The organism is Streptomyces sp. NPDC049915 (genome assembly GCF_040656475.1).
GTDB lineage: Bacteria > Actinomycetota > Actinomycetes > Streptomycetales > Streptomycetaceae > Streptomyces.
On the sequence record NZ_JBFAMH010000004.1, the window covers coordinates 241,347 to 259,568 of the forward strand.

At 71.8% G+C, this 18,222-nt stretch carries 16 protein-coding genes and 1 pseudogene; 8 read left to right on the top strand and 9 right to left on the bottom strand.

Features of this window, described 5'->3' with window-relative positions; translation table 11 throughout:
• Positions 1-14: 14 nt before the first annotated feature.
• The 3 genes and pseudogenes from AB0J12_RS08425 to AB0J12_RS08435 form a co-directional block, all read right to left on the bottom strand.
• Positions 15-242: a hypothetical protein gene (locus tag AB0J12_RS08425; protein WP_363263451.1), complete on the bottom strand. Its 228-nt coding sequence runs from the start codon at positions 240-242 to the stop codon at positions 15-17.
• Entirely contained in the window at positions 239-961 is a 723-nt protein-coding gene (locus AB0J12_RS08430) for a hypothetical protein (protein WP_363263453.1), read from the bottom strand. The genes AB0J12_RS08425 and AB0J12_RS08430 overlap by 4 nt, the downstream gene beginning before the upstream one ends.
• A gap of 78 nt (positions 962-1,039) precedes the next feature.
• Positions 1,040-1,551, bottom strand: a pseudogene (locus AB0J12_RS08435) (HAD domain-containing protein).
• Positions 1,552-1,629: 78 nt separating this feature from the next.
• On the opposite strand from AB0J12_RS08435, the gene AB0J12_RS08440 reads away from it, so the two are divergent.
• Complete coding sequence (locus AB0J12_RS08440) at positions 1,630-2,382, top strand: ASCH domain-containing protein (RefSeq protein ID WP_363263454.1); 753 nt, start codon at positions 1,630-1,632, stop codon at positions 2,380-2,382.
• A 191-nt stretch (positions 2,383-2,573) separates the two neighbouring features.
• Here AB0J12_RS08440 and AB0J12_RS08445 read toward each other — a convergent pair whose 3' ends face one another.
• Complete coding sequence (locus tag AB0J12_RS08445; RefSeq protein ID WP_363263455.1) at positions 2,574-2,738, bottom strand: hypothetical protein; 165 nt, start codon at positions 2,736-2,738, stop codon at positions 2,574-2,576.
• A gap of 219 nt (positions 2,739-2,957) precedes the next feature.
• On the opposite strand from AB0J12_RS08445, the gene AB0J12_RS08450 reads away from it, so the two are divergent.
• A complete protein-coding gene (locus tag AB0J12_RS08450) occupies positions 2,958-3,839 on the top strand; it encodes a prohibitin family protein (RefSeq protein WP_363263456.1) in 882 nt (293 codons plus the stop codon).
• A 12-nt stretch (positions 3,840-3,851) separates the two neighbouring features.
• Here AB0J12_RS08450 and AB0J12_RS08455 read toward each other — a convergent pair whose 3' ends face one another.
• On the bottom strand, positions 3,852-5,054 hold the full coding sequence (locus AB0J12_RS08455; protein ID WP_363263457.1) for an MFS transporter: 1,203 nt from the start codon (positions 5,052-5,054) through the stop codon (positions 3,852-3,854).
• 89 nt (positions 5,055-5,143) lie between these two features.
• On the opposite strand from AB0J12_RS08455, the gene AB0J12_RS08460 reads away from it, so the two are divergent.
• From AB0J12_RS08460 to AB0J12_RS08470, 3 genes are all read left to right on the top strand, one after another.
• Positions 5,144-6,154: a winged helix-turn-helix domain-containing protein gene (locus tag AB0J12_RS08460; protein WP_363263458.1), complete on the top strand. Its 1,011-nt coding sequence runs from the start codon at positions 5,144-5,146 to the stop codon at positions 6,152-6,154.
• Positions 6,155-6,177: 23 nt separating this feature from the next.
• Positions 6,178-6,678 (top strand): glutathione peroxidase, encoded by a 501-nt coding sequence (locus AB0J12_RS08465; RefSeq protein ID WP_363263459.1) that lies wholly within the window; start codon positions 6,178-6,180, stop codon positions 6,676-6,678.
• 67 nt (positions 6,679-6,745) lie between these two features.
• The gene (locus AB0J12_RS08470) at positions 6,746-7,621 is read left to right on the top strand and encodes a MerR family transcriptional regulator (RefSeq protein ID WP_363263460.1); all 876 of its coding nucleotides are present in this window, start codon (positions 6,746-6,748) and stop codon (positions 7,619-7,621) included.
• A 158-nt stretch (positions 7,622-7,779) separates the two neighbouring features.
• Here AB0J12_RS08470 and AB0J12_RS08475 read toward each other — a convergent pair whose 3' ends face one another.
• From AB0J12_RS08475 to AB0J12_RS08485, 3 genes are all read right to left on the bottom strand, one after another.
• Complete coding sequence (locus tag AB0J12_RS08475; protein WP_363263461.1) at positions 7,780-7,971, bottom strand: DUF397 domain-containing protein; 192 nt, start codon at positions 7,969-7,971, stop codon at positions 7,780-7,782.
• A 205-nt stretch (positions 7,972-8,176) separates the two neighbouring features.
• A complete protein-coding gene (locus AB0J12_RS08480) occupies positions 8,177-9,034 on the bottom strand; it encodes a helix-turn-helix transcriptional regulator (protein WP_363263462.1) in 858 nt (285 codons plus the stop codon).
• Positions 9,035-9,346: 312 nt separating this feature from the next.
• Positions 9,347-10,096: a GPP34 family phosphoprotein gene (locus AB0J12_RS08485; protein WP_363263463.1), complete on the bottom strand. Its 750-nt coding sequence runs from the start codon at positions 10,094-10,096 to the stop codon at positions 9,347-9,349.
• A 241-nt stretch (positions 10,097-10,337) separates the two neighbouring features.
• Here AB0J12_RS08485 and AB0J12_RS08490 point away from each other — a divergent pair, with 241 nt between their 5' ends.
• From AB0J12_RS08490 to AB0J12_RS08500, 3 genes are all read left to right on the top strand, one after another.
• The gene (locus AB0J12_RS08490) at positions 10,338-12,983 is read left to right on the top strand and encodes a D-alanyl-D-alanine carboxypeptidase (protein WP_363263464.1); all 2,646 of its coding nucleotides are present in this window, start codon (positions 10,338-10,340) and stop codon (positions 12,981-12,983) included.
• Positions 12,984-13,141: 158 nt separating this feature from the next.
• Positions 13,142-15,004, top strand: coding sequence for an MFS transporter (locus tag AB0J12_RS08495; RefSeq protein ID WP_363263465.1), 1,863 nt, complete (start codon positions 13,142-13,144; stop codon positions 15,002-15,004).
• A gap of 186 nt (positions 15,005-15,190) precedes the next feature.
• A complete protein-coding gene (locus AB0J12_RS08500) occupies positions 15,191-16,741 on the top strand; it encodes a sodium:solute symporter family protein (protein ID WP_363263466.1) in 1,551 nt (516 codons plus the stop codon).
• Between the two features lie 118 nt (positions 16,742-16,859).
• On the opposite strand, the gene AB0J12_RS08505 is transcribed toward AB0J12_RS08500, so the two are convergent.
• Positions 16,860-17,975, bottom strand: coding sequence for an ADP-ribosylglycohydrolase family protein (locus AB0J12_RS08505; protein WP_363263468.1), 1,116 nt, complete (start codon positions 17,973-17,975; stop codon positions 16,860-16,862).
• Positions 17,976-18,222: the final 247 nt, after the last annotated feature.

An 18,222-nucleotide genomic window follows, 5' to 3' on the forward strand; every position in this document is an offset into this window, starting at 1 on the left:
ACCGGCCGCCCGCTTCAGAGGTGCTGGTCGATCCTCTTCTCCTGCTTCAGCTTCTCCAACTCCGCGTCGGAGAGCGGGTGCAGGGTGTCCAGGAGTCGCCGGAGCCCGGGCTCGGCGACCGTCTGGCTGGTGACCTCGAACTCCGCTCTGCCCTGGCGGCGGGTGAGGCTGATCTCGTGGGTTCCGCCGGCGAAGTCGCGGATCCTGACCATCTCGCCGTGCGCGTCCACCGTGCAGGTCACGTTCTTCTCGGCGGGCTCGGGGCATCGGGGGGCCGCGGTGCCGGTGGGCGTACGACGAGCCCGACGTAGCCCGTCTCGTAGCCCTCACGGATCGGGCGGTAGTCGACGATGAACGTGGCAGGGCCGACCTCGGCGTGGGAGACCTGCAGGCCCGGCGGTGCGTCGCCCAGGAACAGGAGCTCCGGATGCTCCCGGTACCGCGCGGCTTGCGTCTCCTCCTCGCCCTGCCGCGCCAGCGCCGGGCCGACGAAGCACCCGTAGGCCACCGCGCCCGCCAGCGCGGCCAGCGCCCCGAGCCGCACCCACCTGCTCGGCACGAAGAACGCCGCCGCGACGGCGTAGGGCACCCCGGTCAGTGCGATCCGGGTGCCGGCGCTGCCGAGGTCGACGTCCCGGCCGTAGGCGACCAGGCCCGCCACGATGCCCAGCGTGCCGAGGACGAAGACCAGTACGGCCCAGCCCAGCCGCCGCCGCAAGGAGCCGTACAGCGGCAGCACGGTCCTCATCGGCAGGGCCGAGATGGTCAGCAGGCCCACGACCAGCGGCACACCGAGGACGAGGCACAGGACCGCCGCTCCGATGCCGTCGGCCCAGCCCGCCACCAGCAGCCCCACACCGAACACCGGCACCGCGGCCGCCGTCATCGCCCAGACCAGGAAGAGATGCAGCGCCGTCAGCGTCCCTCTGCCGCCCTGCATGTCACGGAGCCTGTCGTTCATGTCACGGAGCCTGTCAGGCGCCGCCGCGGCACCACATGAGTACGTGTACTCAGCTGACCACCTCGCCGCGCACGCTGATCATTTCGCCGCAACGGAACGCAGCCAGTCGGCGAGTGCGGCGAAGTCGGGGTCCTGGAGCCCTCTGCCGGGATCAACGCGATGAAGCAGCCACGGGCCGGGGTGTTGGCCCGCGACCCACAGGCGGTCCACGTCGCTGATCTCGTCGTCGACCCAGATGAACGGCCGCCCGTCGGCCCGGTCGACGAGGTGGCGGGTCTTCCAGTGCAGGCCGCGTGGGCTCGTGTCGGCGCCGGCCTCCGGCCACTGCATCACGGGATCACGGGCAACTTCGGCAGACCGATGCGCGGGGCGACAGCCTCGTTCGCTTCTTCCCCCCAGGTGGAGGCCCACACGAGGTCACACCCCAAGGCGAGGAGGCGCGGCCCGGTCCCGGGGACGAGGCGCGCCAGGAGTGGGTTCCCCTGGTCGGTGGATGCCGCGGCAGGTAGGGGGCCGGCCGACGAGCCGAAGGGGATGAGTGGCCCGTCGATGTCGAGGAAGAGGAGAGGGCGCTCCACTGCGCAGGTCACACGCGCACGATAGTCCCGGCCTCCCGCTCCGGCCGCCCCGTCCGCTCTCCCCCGCGTCGCCGCCCTAGGCTGCTGCTCATGATCCACGATCTGCAGCAAGCCACCGAAGAGGACATGGAGTTGGTCGAGTTCGCTCGGCGCATTGTGGAGGACAACGGGGACGGGGAGGTGCACACCGTCGGTGCCGCCGTGCGGGACGTGAGCGGGCGGGTGTTCGGGGGCATCAACCTCTACCACTTCACCGGTGGGCCCTGCGCGGAGCTCGTCGCCCTGGGGCATGCCCGTGCCGCGGGGGCGCGTGAGCTGGCGGCCATCGTCGCCGTCGGAGACAACGGGCGCGGGGTGCTCGCGCCGTGCGGGCGTGATCGGCAGGTTCTTCTCGACTATCACCCGGGCATCCGCGTCCTCGTGCCCACGGACGAGGGGGTCCGCAGCATCTCCGTCGCCGGTCTGCTGCCGCACAGCTATGTGTGGGCCGATCAGGAGGTCTCCGGCGCGGGGCGCGCCGGGACGGTGACGCAGTCACTGGCCTTCCACCGGGACTATCTCGACGCCGTCCGCGCGGGGCGCAAGACGACCACGGTGCGGCGAAGGACTCCGGTCGCCACGGGGCCGGTCGACCTCGTCTTCGAGCTGGAGGAGGACCTGGTGCTCCCGGGCGTCGTGACGGCGATCCGTCACAAGACGGTCGGTGAGCTGACCGAGCAGGATGCCGTCGCCGACGGGTTCCGCGATCTCGCGACGCTGCACGACCGGCTGCGCTACCACTACCCCGACATCGTTCCCGGTGATGACATCGCCATCGTCCACTTCCGCCTGGCCGACGCCTGAACCCCGCGCGAACGTGCTCCCTCACCCACTTGGCGACCCCCGGGTGCCGCCCGGTGCCGCTCCCGCAAGCATGGGAGCGGCGTCGGGCGCCCGGACGTACGTCCCCCGGCACGGCATCCACAGTCCGGCGACCACACCGAGGATGCCGGCCTCGCGGCGGACGTCCTCGATCGCCTCGTCCAGGCGGGTGGTCACTCGCGGCCGAAGCCGTGCGGTCGGACCTGGTCGTGGTTCTGGTCCTGGTCGTGGGCGGCGCCGCACCCGGTATGGGCGGCCGCGGGAGTCACCGCCGTCGGGGCCAGTGCCGACGCCACGAGCGCGGTGGTGAACAGGCGGCGGGAGGGGATACGTCGCATGTCGGGGCGCCCTGTCGGGGAGGGGGCTGAGAAGGCAACGGCACCATCCGGGAACCGGAAGCAGCGCGTCCTGGTGTGCGCCGTCCTCCCGAGTCCACTCGTTCGGTCCCCCGGGTGTTCCGCGACGGGGTATCGGCGTCACCCTCGATCGCTACGATGCGCGCCGGGGCCGCGCCAGGGGGGCGCGGAAACGTTTCCGGAGGGGGATTTCCTGTGTTTGTGCTGTTCATCCTGCTGCTCATAGGCGCCGTCGTGCTGTTTCTCGTCGGGCGCAGACGTGACGAGACGGGCTGGAGGATCGGGGCCGCGCTCAGTGCCGTGGCCGGACTGCTGGCCGGAGCGTTCGCGTGTGTCCACGTCGTGAGCGCCTACGAGGTCGGCGTCCCGGTGGCCTTCGGGAAGATCGGCGCGCCGCTGACGTCCGGCGTCCACTTCAAGTCGCCGTTCACCGACGTCACGTCCTTCTCCACCCGCCCGGTCGACCTCGACCTCAACGGCAAGGACGTCGTCGAGGTCCGTTCCTCCCAGGGCGGTGTGCTGTACGCCGACGTCACCATCAAGTGGGCCGTGGTGCCGGCGAAGGCGGTCGAGCTGTACCGGCTGGCGGGCAGCGAGGACGCCGTCGAGCAGCGGCTGGTGCTGCCCGACAGCCGCGAGATCATCCGCAACGTCTTCGCGAAGCACACCAGCGAGGAGGGCTACGCCTCCGCCCGCGAGCAGATCGGCGCCGAGATCGCCGACCTCGTCAAGCAGCGGCTGGCACCGCGCGGGATCGACGTCACCACCGTCAACCTGCGCAATGTGCGGCCGTCGGACAAGCTGCAGGACCAGATCGACAAGAAGATCCAGCAGGAGCAGGCCACCGAGCGGGCCACCGAGGCGGCCCGTACGGCGAAGGCGGAGGCGGAGCGCAAGCGGATCGAGGCGGAGGGCATCGCCGCCGCCAACAAGATCATCGAGCGGTCGCTGAGCGACAAGGTGCTGTACAACCAGTGCCTGGAGGCCTACAAGGAAGCCGCGAAGGCCAACCCGGTGTACGCCGTCCCGTGCGGCACCGACGCGAACGGCACGCCGGTCATCGTGGACGGCAGCAAGAAGTGACGCCACGAGTCGTCATGGCGCCTCCGCGCGCTCCTCGTCGAGCAGCACTCCGCCCGGTGCGCCCGCCGTCCCGGCCCGCGCCAGCCACGCCGTCACCGTCAGGGAGGTCAGGGACAGCAGGGCCATCGCCGTTGCCGGGGACGTCAGTTGGGCCAGCGTGCCCGCGAGTGTGGCGCTCGCTCCCTGGAGGGTGAGCATGCCCGCCGAGTGCAGTCCGAGTGCGTGGCCGCTCAGGTCGTCGGGGGTGAGCCGCATGAGGCGTTCCTGCTGCAGCAGGCTCGCGCTGAAGCCTGCCGACGCCGTCGTGACCAGCACGGCCGCAAGCCACAGCGGGGGGTACAGGGCGAACGCGGCGTAGGGGGCCGCCAGCAGGACCAGCAGGGGGGTGATCAGGCGGGGGCGGAGCGTTGGCGGCACGAAACGGCCCGCCGCCAGGTCACCCAGCAGCATTCCCAGCGCCGCGCACGCGAACAGCGTGCCCGCCGACGCGGGGGTGTACGGGACGTACAGGGACTCGCAGCCGACGATCAGGCCGTTCGGGATCCACAGGCCCAGATACGTCAGGCGGCGGGGGCGGGATCGCCACAGCGTGCCGTTCGTCCGCCAGGTGGTGCGGACCGACGGGCGGCCCGTCGCCCGCGGGGGCCGTGCGGTCAGCCCCCAGCGGGTCGCCGCCGCCGACACGACGTACAGCGCCGCCGAGAGCAGCAGGGTCGTGTGCGGGCTCAGGTAGGCCAGCAGGGCCCCGCCCAGGCCGTAGCCCGTGATCTGCATCAGGCCGCTCAGCATGGTGAACACCGAGCGGCCCAGCAGATAGCCGTCCTTGGTGAGGATCTGGTTCAGCAGGCCCCAGCGCACTCCGCCGCCGAGCGACGCCACCAGGCCCTGCGTGAGGATCACCAGGAACACCGACCAGATCGGCAGGGCGGGGATCGCGAGGAGGGCGGTGCCCGCCGCGAACGTCAGGGAGATCGCCGTCAGGGCCCGCCGAGGGGGCAGGCGGTCCGCGCCCGACAGAAGCAGGGTCGCGCCCAGGACCTGGGCGAGGGACGGGCCGAACATGCTCACCGCCGCCAGCAGCGGTGAGCCCGTCGCCCGGTACACCAGCGTCGCCAGTGCCAGGGCGCCGGTCGTCTGGGCCGCGGTCAGGGCCGCGCTGGACAGGAAGAGCGGGGTGAACTCGGGGGTGCGGAACAGGTCGCGGTAGCTGCGCATGCCCCACAGGGTCGAAGCTGCCGGGGGTGCGGCCGTACTCTTTCGCCCACACGCGAAAGGTCGAGTCACACGCGAGAGGCCGGTGGGGCATGGGCTGGTGGCAGGTCAACGCGGACACACTGGCCGGCAGCCGGTTCGTGATCTCGCCGCTCGCGGAGGTCTTCGCCTCCCTGAAGCTGCTGCACTCGGCGAGCGGGTCCCACCCCGGGGAGCAGGAGTGGCTCCGCACCCACCTGCCCGCCTACCGCGCCCTGCTGGCCCGCGACAGCGTGACCGCGTCGCTGGTGCGGGCCGGGCTCGGCCGGGAGTGGATCGCCGACTTCCTCACCCCGACGCCGTACGACGGGGAGGACTTCGGTGACGCCGTCGCGCGGGTACGGCAGGTCGGGGGCGCGCGGGCGCGGGCGCATCTGCGCATGTCCCTCGCCGGGGCGCTGCCCGCCGGGCTGGAGCGTGACGATCTGCCCGAGCGGGCGGCGGCGCTGCTGGAGTGGGTGTGGGAGGAGACCGTCCTGCCGTTCTGGGAGCGGCGCCGACGGGTGCTGGAGGCCGATGTGGTCGCACGGACGGCGCAGGTCAGCCGGGGTGGCTGGGCGGCGGTACTGGACTCGCTCCGGCCGGGGACACGATGGCTGGGCGAGAACCGGTTCCAGGTCAATCCGCACGAGTACCCGCCGCGCGAGATCGCCGGCGCGGAGCTGGTGTTCGTGCCGGTCACCCCGCGCACCGGGTGGGTGAGCTGGGAGGACGGCCGGCGGTACGCGGTGGTCTATCCGTGCGTGGGCGCGCTGGCCGGGGACGGCGGGCCCCGGGTGCCGGCGAGTCTGGGCGGGCTGCTGGGGCCGGGGCGGGCCGCGGTGCTCGTGCTGCTCGCCTCGCCGATGAGCACGACCCAGCTGGTCGCCGTCACCGGGCAGGGGCTCGGGTCGGTCGGGCGGCATCTGCGGGTGCTGCGGGACGCCGGTCTGGTGCTGCGGCGTCGGGCGGGGCGGTCGGTGCTGTACACGCGGACGGTGGCGGGGGACGTGCTCGTCGAGGCGGCGGGCGCCCGCCCCGAGGCCCCCACCGGCAACCTCCCCGAGGGCGCCGCCGTCATGTAACCCCACCCCGCTAGGCTCCGCTCATGACTACTGACGCCTCCTCCCCCCTCGACGTCGAGATCGGCGCCCTCACCGGCGGGCCCGCCGACCTGAAGAGTTACACCGGGCAGGTCGTGCTCGTCGTGAACGTGGCCTCCAAGTGCGGGCTGACCCCGCAGTACAACGGCCTGGAGAAGCTGCACGAGCGGTACGCCGAGCGCGGCTTCACGGTGCTCGGCGTGCCGTGCAACCAGTTCCTCGGGCAGGAGCCGGGCAGCGCCGAGGAGATCGCCGAGTTCTGCTCGGCGACGTACGGCGTGACCTTCCCGATGACCGAGAAGGTCGACGTCAACGGCGAGCACCGGCACCCGCTGTACCAGCGCCTCGTCGGGGCCGCGGACGCCGAGGGGCACAGCGGGGACATCCGCTGGAACTTCGAGAAGTTCCTGATCGGGCGGGACGGCCAGGTCGTCGCCCGCTTCTCGCCGCAGACCGAGCCGGAGGCGGCGGCACTCGTCGCGGCCGTCGAGAAGGCGCTCGGCTAGCCGGACCGGGTTGACCTTGCCCCTGGGGCAAGGACCAGCGTTCCCGTCACCGGGCCAGGTGGGCCCGGTGACGGAGGATGGCGTCGTGGACGACGACCTGCTGACGATCGGCGCGTTCGCCGCGCGGGCCCGGCTCTCGCCGAAGGCCCTGCGGCTGTACGACCGCCTCGGCCTGCTGCGCCCGGCACACGTCGACGGGGTCAGTGGCTACCGCTACTACCGCGCCGGCCAGATCGACCGCGCCCGGACGGTCGCGCTGCTGCGGCAGCTGGACATGCCGCTCACCGTGATCGCCGAGGTGGTCGAGGCCGCCGAGCGGGACGGGAGCGCGGCGGCCGACCGGCTCGGCGCGTACTGGGCCGGCGTCGAGGAGCGGATCGCGCGGCAGCGCACACTCGCCGGGTTCCTCCGTGGACGACTGTCCGGAAGGGGATTCGAGATGTACGACGCGTTCGAGGTGGAGACGGTCGAGGTGCCCGCGCAGGTGGTGCTCGCCGAGAAGCGGCACACGCTGGCGGACGAGCTGCCCGCGTGGATCGGGGCGTCCATGGGGCGGCTGGAGGCAGCGGCCCGGGAGTGCGGTGGGGTCGTGGCGTCGCCGTTCGTCGTCTACCACGCCGAGGTGTCCATGGAGAGCGACGGTCCGGCCGAGTCCTGTGTGCCCGTCGCCGACGAGGAGGCGGCCCGGGCGTGGGCGGCCGCCCGCGGGCGGGCCTGGGAGACGGTGGTACGGGTGGAGCCGGCACGCCGGCTGGCGTACACGCGGATCACGAAGGCGCAGGTCGCGCACCCGCAGATCCTCGCCGCCTTCGAAGCGGTGGAGGCGTGGATGAAGGAGCGGGGGCTGGAGTACGACGGCCCGTGCCGGGAGATCTACTTCGCCGACTGGGACGCTGCCGGCCCCGAGGACCCGGTGTGCGATGTGGCCTTCCCCGTGCGGTGACCGACGGGTGTCACGGCTGAACCGGCTTTCCCCGGACGGACTTCAGGGTCCGGCGGGGAAAGCCGAGCCCTCTCGGCAAGGACGGCGAGCTCGTCGAGAGGGCCCTCTTCGTGGCGCTGTGTCGTGGGGGGTACGCGGGTCTCAGGAAGACCCTCCCCTCAGGACTTGACCGCGGTGACGAAGGCGCTCCACGCCTCGGCCGGGAAGGACAGGATGGGCCCCTCGGGGACCTTGGAGTCCCGTACGGCCATGGCGGCCACGACCGGCGACTTGATCTCGACACACGCGCCATTGCCCGTGGAGTAGGAGGACTTGGTCCACGAGTCCGTGGCGCCCTGACGAATTGCCATGTCTGCTCCGTATTGCCTGAGGAGGGTTGTTCGATTCACGCCAACCTTGTTGCCTGATTGGCGTGATCGACGCTACTCGCCCCCCTGGGGTCACGAAGCGACTATTCACTCGTTGGATGGCATATTCCAGAGGAGACTTCCATCCCGGCCGTTGACTGGTGTACCGTGCGGCACTTTCAACGGCCGGGCCCGCACAAGGCGGTCGTCAGCGGGCGTACTCCTTGGCGATCCGCGAGATGTACTGCAGCGACTGGTCCACGTTCAGCGCCTGCGCCCGCAAGTGCTCGTACATCATGGCGTACTTGTGCACGTCGTTCGGCTTCTCCAGGTAGAGGTCGCTGGTGACGCCCTCGATGTAGACGACGCTGGAGTCCGCGGCGTCCGGGAACTCCAGGATCGCGTACTGGCCGTTGAGGCCGGGATGGGCGCCCATCTCGAACGGGATGACCTGCACGGTGACGTGCGGCAGCTGCGACTGCTCGACCAGGTACTCCAGTTGGTCGCGCATCACGGACTCGTTGCCGACCACTCTGCGCAGCGCCGCCTCGTCCAGCACCGCCCACAGCCGCAGCGGGTTCTCCGGCGCGGTGATGCGTTCCTGCCGGCGCATGCGCACCTGCACACGCTTGTCGATGTCGGCCTGCGCGGTCTCCGGCAGCGCGCCCGCGATGAGCGCCTCCGCGTACTGCCGGGTCTGCAGCAGACCGGGCACCACCTGCGGGTCGTACACCCTCAGGCTCGCCGCGTCCGTCTCCAGTCCGATGTAGACGCTGTAGGGGATGTCGCCGAAGGTGTGCCACCAGCCCTGCTGGCGGGAGTCCTTGGCCATCTGCATCAACGAGTCGACGACCCGCTGGTCCTCGACCTCGTAGACGCTGCACAGGTCGCGGACGTCGCGCTGGCTGATGCTGCGGCGGCCGTTCTCCAGCCGGCTGATCTTCGACTGGGACACGAGGAGCCGCTCGGCGACCTCCTCGGCCGTCATGCCCTTGAGCTCACGGAGCCTGCGCAGCTCCTGGCCCAGCCGGCGCCGCCTGACAGTGGGATTGACATTGGACGCCACGGGACGTGCACCTCCGGCTGCGTGCCTGTTGCTAGCAACTTTGCGTATCTGCTGTTGAGCAGACTGCCACCAAGCGGGTTCCTACCGCTGCCGAACGGTGGATATGCGGCGAAGACGCGTACGGCCCCTCGCACGTGGGTACGGGCCGGCCTCAGCGGTGTGCGTGCGGGCATGCGTTCGCGCGGGGCGGCGCGGCCGGGCCCTTCGAGGGCGTACGGCCGGGCCGCCCCGCGCGGACGCGCGGCTCCCGAACGGGTCCTGGTGGTGGCGCCGGAGGGCGCCGGTGGTGCGGTGCGGTGCCGTGACCGCGGCTCAGTGGGCCACGACGCGCGCCATGCCGGCCCGGTGCGGCTGCACCGGAACCCCGCGAGCGGGTTCCGTCGCCGACCGGGCTCCGCCGGCCTGCCGGCCGGGGGGCGCTCCGCGGCGTGGCTGTGCCGCCGCGCCGTTCTGCACGTCCATGACGGCGTGCGCGACCAGCCCGCCCATGGGGTCGTGCCGGATCAGGTCCCGCAACCGGGAACGGGACGAACGGCCCTCGTTGCCCGGGTACAGGTGCTTGCCGAGACCGACCGCGTGGGCCAGGGCGGCGAGCGCCGCGGTCCGCGGGTCCGGCGGTACGCCGGTGCGGATCGCCGAATCCAGCCGGGCCCTGATCTCCCGGCTGATCTCGTTGTCCGTCGCCTGGTAGCGCGTCGTCGGCAGCACTCCGCACATCTGGCCCTCGACGGCATGCACCATGCCGCACCGCTCCAGATGCGAGAGGTAGGTCTGGCGGAGCCCGAGACGCGGCCCGCCGATCCAGTGGACGGCCCGTACCGGAGCGCCGCGCCTTCGCAGCAACTCCAACGCGCAATCCAGAGTTGGATCTCCTGTCGGCCGTGGTACCACCACGGCGATACGATCCCCGTCTGGGGCTATCCGTCCGGCCAGCGCCAGCTCCACTAGCTGTGCTCCGGCCAGACCCAGGTCGAGCGACTGCGGCTGTGCAGTGGTACCCGTGGTCGGGTCCAGTGCCAGCAGCAGAAGCTCCTCCGGAAGTGTTCTGCGGCTCCTGCCCATCCATGCCTCCCCGCGTGGATGAATGACAGGGTGACCCCTCTCACATTGGTCTGTCGAGGGTGCGTGACCTGTTTGTAAGGGAACCGGCAGGTATGTCGTTCTCGTCCTACGCAGAAGTCGGGGCCGCAGACAGGACACTGGTACATGGTTCGGACAGTGCCGTGGGGCGGTGTTCCGGGCGGCGGTTCACGGTTTCGGCAGACGCACGGAGGGCGTGCGGCGGCGTATGGAGGAGGCATCGGTGGCGGGCGAGTCCCCCGACAGGTCGAAGCAGCGCGAGTCGTCGGCGGAACCGACGCCGGGGAGCGCGACGTCGGTTCCCGAGGCCCGGAACGAACGTTCGGGCGACTCCGCCGCGGGGGGCCCTGACCCTCGGCTGGCGGTGGCCCGCGAGGCCGACCCGCCCCGCGGGGGTGTGGACACGGCCACCCGGGTGCTGTCGGTGCGCGACCTGGCGGAGGACGCCGGGGAGAGCGAGGCCGACGGCGGTTCCGAGGCTGGTTCCGAGGGCGCCTCCGCGGGTGATTCCGAGGGCACCTCCGAGGGTGATTCCGAGGGCACCTCCGAGGGCGGGGCGGACGGCGAGGAGACGGCGGCGGCCCCGGAAGACGACGCCTCCGACGACGCGCCGCGGGGCGAAGCGTCCGAGCGCGAGGCGTCCGACGACGACGCGCCGGAGGACGAAGTTCCGGAAGACAACGCGCCGGAGGACGAGACCCCGGCCGATGACGCGCCGAAGGACGCGGCTCCGAAGGTCGAGGCCCCGGACGGCGACGCCTCCGGTACGGACGGCGACGCGCCGGGTACCGAAGGTGACGCGCGGCTGCGTGAGGCCGTGGCGGCCTGGGTGAGGTCGGCGGACTCCGACGGTGGTCCGGCGCAGGCGAAGGGCTCCGAGGGGCCGGAGAAGGCCGCGAAGGCCCCTGCGGAGGGCGCGGAGGGCGCCTCCGCGGACGCCGGGGCTCCGGAGAAGGACGCCGAGGGCGAGAAGGCCGACTCGCGTACGGCGGACGAGGCCGACGCCTCTGCGGACGCCGAGGACGCCGAGGACGCCCCCGAGGACACTCCCGTCGGCAAGGGCGGCGATCAGCCCACCACCATGCTCAAGATCGGCGACGCCCCCAAGGCGCGCGTCGGCAAGGGCAACATCGACCAGCCGACCACCATGCTGAAGCTCGGCGACGTCAAGCCGAAGCCCGCCGGGCAGCCCAAGGACGCCGAGGACAGCACGTCCGGCAAGGACGCCCAGGCCGGCACGTCCGCCAAGGACGGCAAGTCCAAGGACACTCCGTCCGACAAGGCCCCTGAGGACGCGAAGCCCGCCGAGTCCGAGGCCGAGCGGACCAGCAAGTTCGTCGCGCTCAAGCCCCTCGACGACCCCTCGACCCGTAAGCCCCCGCGCCCCGCGCAGCCGCCCGTGAGCGAGGCCACGACCGCTCTGCGCCGGGTCACCCCGGACGCCAAGCCCGCCGGCGCCAAGCCCACGCCCGCTCCCGCTCCCGCTCCCGCGGAGCCGAAGGCGGCCGCCCCCAAGGCTGCCCCCGCCGAGGCCACCGCGGCCATCCCCCAGGCCGGCCCCGAGCGCACCACGCAGCAGCCGCTGCCGCCGAAGCCGCCGCTGGATCTGCTGGCCGAGCTGACGAACACCCCGCCGCCGCCGCAGACGCCGCTGCGGAGGGTGGTGCGGCGGGTCAAGATCTGGACGCCGCTGGTCCTCCTGCTGGTGATCGTCTTTGCGATCGCGCAGGCCGTGCGCCCGCTGCCGACGCCGGCGCTCGACCTGACCGCCCAGGACAGCTACACCTTCGACGGCGGCAAGGCCACCATCCCGTGGCCGGCCTCCGGGCAGGCCGCCCTCGATGTGCAGGGCATCGGCACGTTCGGCTCGTCGGGCGACCAGAAGCCCGTGCCGATCGCCAGTGTCGCCAAGGTGATGACGGCGTACATCGTCCTGCGCGACCACCCGCTCGAGAGCGGGGCCGACGGGCCGAAGATCGGCATCGACAAGACCGCCGAGGCCCAGTCCGACGCCGGTCAGGAGTCGACCGTGCATGTGACCGCCGGTGACTCGATCACCGAGCGGGAGGCGCTGGAGAGCATCCTCATCGCGTCCGCCAACAACGTGGCCCGTCTGCTGGCCCGCTGGGACTCCGGCTCGGAGCAGGCGTTCGTGGCGAAGATGAACGCCACCGCCAAGAGCCTCGGCATGGCCGACACGACGTACACCGACCCCTCGGGTCTGAACAACACGACGGTCAGCACGGCCGTGGACCAGGTGAAGCTGGCCAAGCAGGCGATGGAGCAGCCCGCGTTCCGCGAGGTCGCGGCGATGATGGAGTACGTCGACTACAAGGGCGTCAAGCACCCCAACTGGAACGGCCTGGTCGGTCACAACCACGTCGTCGGCATCAAGACCGGCACCACCACGTCGGCGCTCGGCAACCTGGTCTTCGCGGCCAAGAAGGACGTGAACGGTGTGTCCCGCCGGATCGTCGGTGCGGTGGTGCGCCAGCCCGCCGGCGGCCCGGAGAACACCATCCTCAGCGCCGCCCTGGACGGCGGTGACAAGCTGATCCGTGGCGCACAGGCGGCGCTGCAGTCGAGGACGATCCTGAAGAAGGGCGACGTCGTCGGCTACGTGGACGACGGTGTGGGCGGCCGTACGCCGGTCGTCGTCACGCAGAACGTCACGGCGGTCGGCTGGGCCGGGCTGAAGGTGAAGCTGTCGTTCGCGGCGGACGCCCTGCCGCACACGGCGAAGGCCGGTACGAAGGTCGGCACGCTCACCGTCGGTGACGGTTCGAGCGAGGCGGTGAAGGTCCCGGTCGCCCTGCAGAAGGACCTGACCGAGCCGGGCTTCGCGGCCAAGCTGACCCGCCTGGGCTGACGCCCCGGCCCGCGCGGGCCCGCTCACCCCGGGCCCGCGCACGCCGTCGGCGGAGCAGCACGGCAGAGCCCCCCGGCCGGGTGCGTGCTAGCGTCCCGAGACGGGACGGGTCGCGGTTGCGGCCGAGAACAGAAGACGGGAACTGGGAGTGCCTTCAGGTGGCCACAGCGGAGCCGACACGCGCCGACGACGCCGGTACGGGATCGAGTACCGGCCCTCGAATAGCGCTGCCTGAAACCGGCCCGTCCGGCGGCGGCGACGACCGCCGCGACCGTTTCCGGTCCGCCTTCCTCGCACTGCGGGAGCGGATGCTGCGCCACCCGGTGCTGTGGGTCACCGCCCTCGCGGGCGTCCTGCACATCGTCTGGTTCTTCACCTTCGCCAACAGCGGCGGCGATCTCGCTGCGCAGGACGCGTGGGCGGAGTTCGTCGGCCGGCACCCGGACTCGGCCTACAACCTGGCCTGGTACGGCGGTATGCACCCGGTGTCGTACAGCGTGGTGTCGCCGTATCTGATGTCGGTGCTCGGCGTCCGTACGACCATGATGATCGCCGGTACGGTCTCGGCGGGGCTGCTGACGCTGATCCTGATCCGCAGCCGCGCGGTGCGCAATCCGCTGTGGGCGACGATGGCCGGGGTGTTCGCCCTGATCTGCAACGCCATCTCGGGGCGGGTCACCTTCGGTCTGGGCATGATGTTCGCGCTCGGCGCGGTCGCGGCGGTCTTCTGCTGGCCGTACCGCTGGCGCCACAAACGCTGGGCGAAGGCGCTGTGCGCGGCGCCGCTCGCCGCGCTCGCGACGATGGCCTCGCCGGTGGCGGGGCTGTTCGTGGGTCTGGTGGCGGTCGCGCTGTTCCTGCAGAAGCGGCGGCCGGGCGCGTGGGCGCTGGGGATCGCGCCGTCGGCGGTGGTGGCGGTCTCGGCGTGGCTGTTCCCGTTCTCCGGTACGCAGCCGATGTCGTTCGGGTCGGCGTCCCTGCCGCTGCTGTTCTCGGCGATCGTCCACTTCGCCGTCCCGCGTACGTGGCGGACGGTCCGGTTCACGGCGGCCGTGTACGGGCTCGCGGTGCTGCTGGTGTGGCTGATCAGCTCGCAGATCGGCTCGAACATCACCCGGCTGGCGATGCTGTTCGCGGGGGTCGCACTGGTGGCGGCGCTGCCGTTCACCGTGCCGAAGTCCCGCAAGTGGTACGCGGTGGTGGTGGCCTTCGTCGGTTTCGTCGGCTGGATCGGCTACAAGACGGTCGACGACATCATCCACACCGCTCCGGCCGCCAACTGGTCGCGTGAGCTGGCCCCGCTGGTGAACCAGCTCCAGCAGGTGGGCGCGGAGAAGGGCCGGGTGGAGGTCGTCCCGGCGCGTTCGCACCGCGAGGCGTCCGCGCTCGCGCCGTACGTGAACCTGGCCCGCGGCTGGAACCGCCAGGCCGACATGGAGCGCAACCCGCTCTTCTACGACGACACCCTCAACTCGGCGAACTACCACGAGTGGCTCCAGCGCTGGGCCGTGCACTACGTGGTCGTGCCGAAGGACGAGCCGGACGGCGACGGCGGGCAGCGCGAGCGGGCGCTGGTGCAGCGCGGGCTGCCGTATCTGCAGCAGATCTGGGGCGACGACCAGTGGCAGCTGTTCCGGGTCACCGACCCGGCGCCGCTGGCCGAGCCGGACGCGGTCGTGGTGCGCGCCGAGCAGGGCGAGATGACGATCCAGGTGAGCAGGCCGGGCCGGATCCTGGTGCGCATCCCGTACTCGCCGTGGCTGAGCATCGTGGACGCCGAGGGCAAGAGCCTGAAGGCGCCGCAGGAGACGGACGCCTCCAGGCACCGCGCCGAGGGCACGCCGAAGTCGTACGACAACGTCAACGGCTGCCTGATGCAGACGGACGAGGACGCCGACGGCGACAGGTGGACCGTGCTGCTGGCGCCGAAGGCGGGCACGTACCGGCTGGCGGCGCCCTACCAGCTGCCGCGCGGCACGCCCTGCCCCGACGAGCTGAAGCAGACCGTGCGGACGCCGTAGGAATCGGGCGGGGATCAGCCGGGAACCAGCGTGGACGGACCCGGGAGCCGGGTATCGGCTCCCGGGTCCGCCCGCTTCCTGGCTGTTCATGTGAGTGAACGACAGACATCAAGTCGAACGTTTTTACCGTGACTTGACCTTACGCTCGCTTGTCGTGTTCATGGGACTGACCCCACGATCGGCCGCATGAACAGTCTCGACTGGGCCGTACTCATCGGCTACTTCGGTGTGATGGTGGCGATCGGCGTCTGGTCGCACAAGCGGGTGGACGACGTCAGCGACTTCTTCACCGCCGGCGGGAAGATGCCCTGGTGGCTGTCCGGCATCTCGCACCACATGTCGGGCTACAGCGCGGTGATGTTCACCGGGTACGCGGGCATCGCCTACACCTACGGCGTCACCTCCTTCATCACCTGGTCCTTCCCGATCGCCCTCGGTATCGCCATAGGCTCGAAGCTGTTCGCGCCGCGCATCAACCGGCTGCGCTCGCGGCTCCACGTGGCCTCCCCGCTGGAGTATCTGAAGAACCGGTACAACCTGCCCACCCAGCAGGCGCTGGCCTGGTCCGGGATGCTGCTGAAGATCGTCGACGTGGGCGCGAAGTGGGCGGCCATCTCGACCCTGCTGTCGGTGTTCACCGGGATCTCGCTCAACCAGGGCATCCTCATCACCGGCGCCATCACGGCCGTGTACTGCACGATCGGCGGGCTGTGGGCGGACGCGCTGACCGAACTCGGGCAGTTCGTCATCCAGTTGCTGGCCGGGGTCGCCATGTTCGTGGCGGTGGTGCTGAAGCTGAACGACAAGGGCATCGGTTTCCTCGGCGCCTGGGACGAACCGGCCCTGCACGGACACGGCAAGCCGCTCGTCGGCCCCTACGGCACGGTGTTCCTGCTCGCGTTCTTGTTCATCAAGCTCTTCGAGTACAACGGCGGCATGCTCAACCAGGCCCAGCGCTACATGGCCACGGGCAGTGCGCACGAGGCCGAGCGCTCGGCGCGGCTGTCCGCGGTGCTGTGGCTCGTCTGGCCGGTGGTCCTGTTCTTCCCGATGTGGATGGCCCCGCTCCTGGTCCACGCGCAGAAGCCGGACGGCTCCGACTCCTACGCCCTGATGACCGAACAGCTCCTGCCGCACGGTGTGCTGGGCCTGGTGATCGTCGGGTTCTTCTCGCACACCATGGCCATGTGCTCCTCCGACGCGAACGCCATCGCCGCGGTGTTCACCCGGGACGTGGCGCCGGTGCTGTCGCGGCGGGCGCGGGAGTGGGGGCAGCGCTCGGGCCTGGTCGCCGCGCGGGTGACGACCGTGGTCTTCCTGGGGCTGTCCATGGCGGTGGCGACGCAGGTCAACTCCCCCGCGTTCAAGGACATCATCACCGTCGTCATCAAGTGGGTGGCGGGTCTGATGGGCCCGATCGCCATCCCGATGATGCTGGGCCTGCTGCGCCCCTTCCGCCGCTCCGGCCCGACGGCGGCCCTGACCAGCTGGGGGCTGGGCCTGCTGGCCTTCTGGCTGGTCAACTACCCGATCAGCTGGCAGATCGAGGGCGGAGTGCCGCTGCAGTACCAGGTGTCGATCCCGCTGGCGGTGTCCCTGGTGCTGTACATCGGGATCGGCTGGGTGAAGCCGGAGGACACCCCGGAACGGCTGGCGATCATCGCACGGGTCAACGGCGACGACGACGCGGCGGCAGCGGTTCGGTCTCCGGCGCAGGGAGTGGTGGGAGCGCCGTAGGGGCACCTCGCCGTCGGCCGGTGCGGGGGCGTCGTGGCTGGTCGCGCAGTTCCCCGCGCCCCCGGGGGAGGTGCAGCCGACGCCGGCTTGAAGCCGCCGCGCCGGCCCACCCGCCCCTTCAGGCGCGCGGATACCTGGCCAGCCAGCCCGGTGACGCTCCCATCGGCCCGTGCAGCGCCGGACCCTGGGTCATTTCCATGGCGAAGTCGTCGGCGAGTTCCAGGAGTGTGGGGCGGCCCTCCAGTTCCGCCAGCCAGGCCGGAGGGAGGGCCGTCTCCCCGTGCAGGGCGCCGAGGAGGCCGCCGGTGAGGGCGCCCGCCGGGCCGGAGGGGCCGTCGTGGTTCACGGCGAGGCGCAGACCGTGGCGGACGTCCTCGCCGACCAGGGCGCAGTAGACGGCGGCGCCGAGCACACCGGCCGCGGTGCCGTCCCCGAGGAGTTCGGTGACGCGGGCCGGGGTGGGCAGGCCCTGCCGCACCGCGCCCAGGGCGTGCTGGAGGGCGTCGGAGACCGGCCGGTGGCCGGGGCGGGCGGCGAGCAGCGCGAGCGCCTGCTGGACCGCGCCGTCCAGACTCTGACTGCGGGCGAGACCGTGCACGATGGCCGCGTACGCCCCCGCCGCGAGGCCGGCGACCGGATGCCCGTGGGTGTGCGCGGCGCACTCCACGGCCAGCTGGACGACCAGCTGCGGCTCCCAGCCGACGAGCAGCCCGAAGGGGGCGGAGCGGGCGGCGGCCTCGGGACCGTCCTCGGCGGGGTTCCTGGGCGCCTGAAGGGTGCCCATCGTCTCGTCGCCGAGCCCGAGCAGCAGTGCGCGGGGCGGCTCGCGGCGGGCGTACAGCCACTCCTCGCGGGCGAGCCAGCCGTCGTCCTTGCGGCGCTCGTCGGGCCCCCAGTCCCGCTGGGTCGCCAGCCAGCGCCGGTACGCCCGGTGCAGATCGGTCGGCGGATGCCAGGCGCCGGTGTCGCGGCGCACCTGGGCGCGGATCAGCCCGTCCACGGTGAACAGGGTGAGCTGCGTGCGATGGCTGACGGCGCCGCGCCGGCCGTGCGCCGGCACCAGGTCGGCGACGCCCTCGGGGCCGTACGCCTCCCGGATCGCGGCCAGGCCCAGCCCGTCCACGGGCGAGCCGAGCGCGTCCCCGACGGCCGCCCCGAGGAGCGTGCCGCGCACCCGGCTGCGGAAGTCCTGCTGCTCGGCTCGTCCCCAGACGGCACCGGACGTCGCGCCCACCCAGACCTCCCGGGACCGTCCATACGTACGACGCGCAGCACTGTAATCGAACGGAGGTGAGGGGTTCAGGGGCGGAAAGGGCGGAAAATGTGCGCGGCGGCGGGCCGGGGCCGGTCAGGGCTCCCGGTCCGCCCCGGCCCCGTGCCGCGCGTGCTGTCGCTGCCCGGCCGTCCCCGGCAGCCAAGGGCGATACCGCGCGGGGAAGTTGAGTACTGCACGGACGGTGTCGGCGGTTGGGCACAATGAT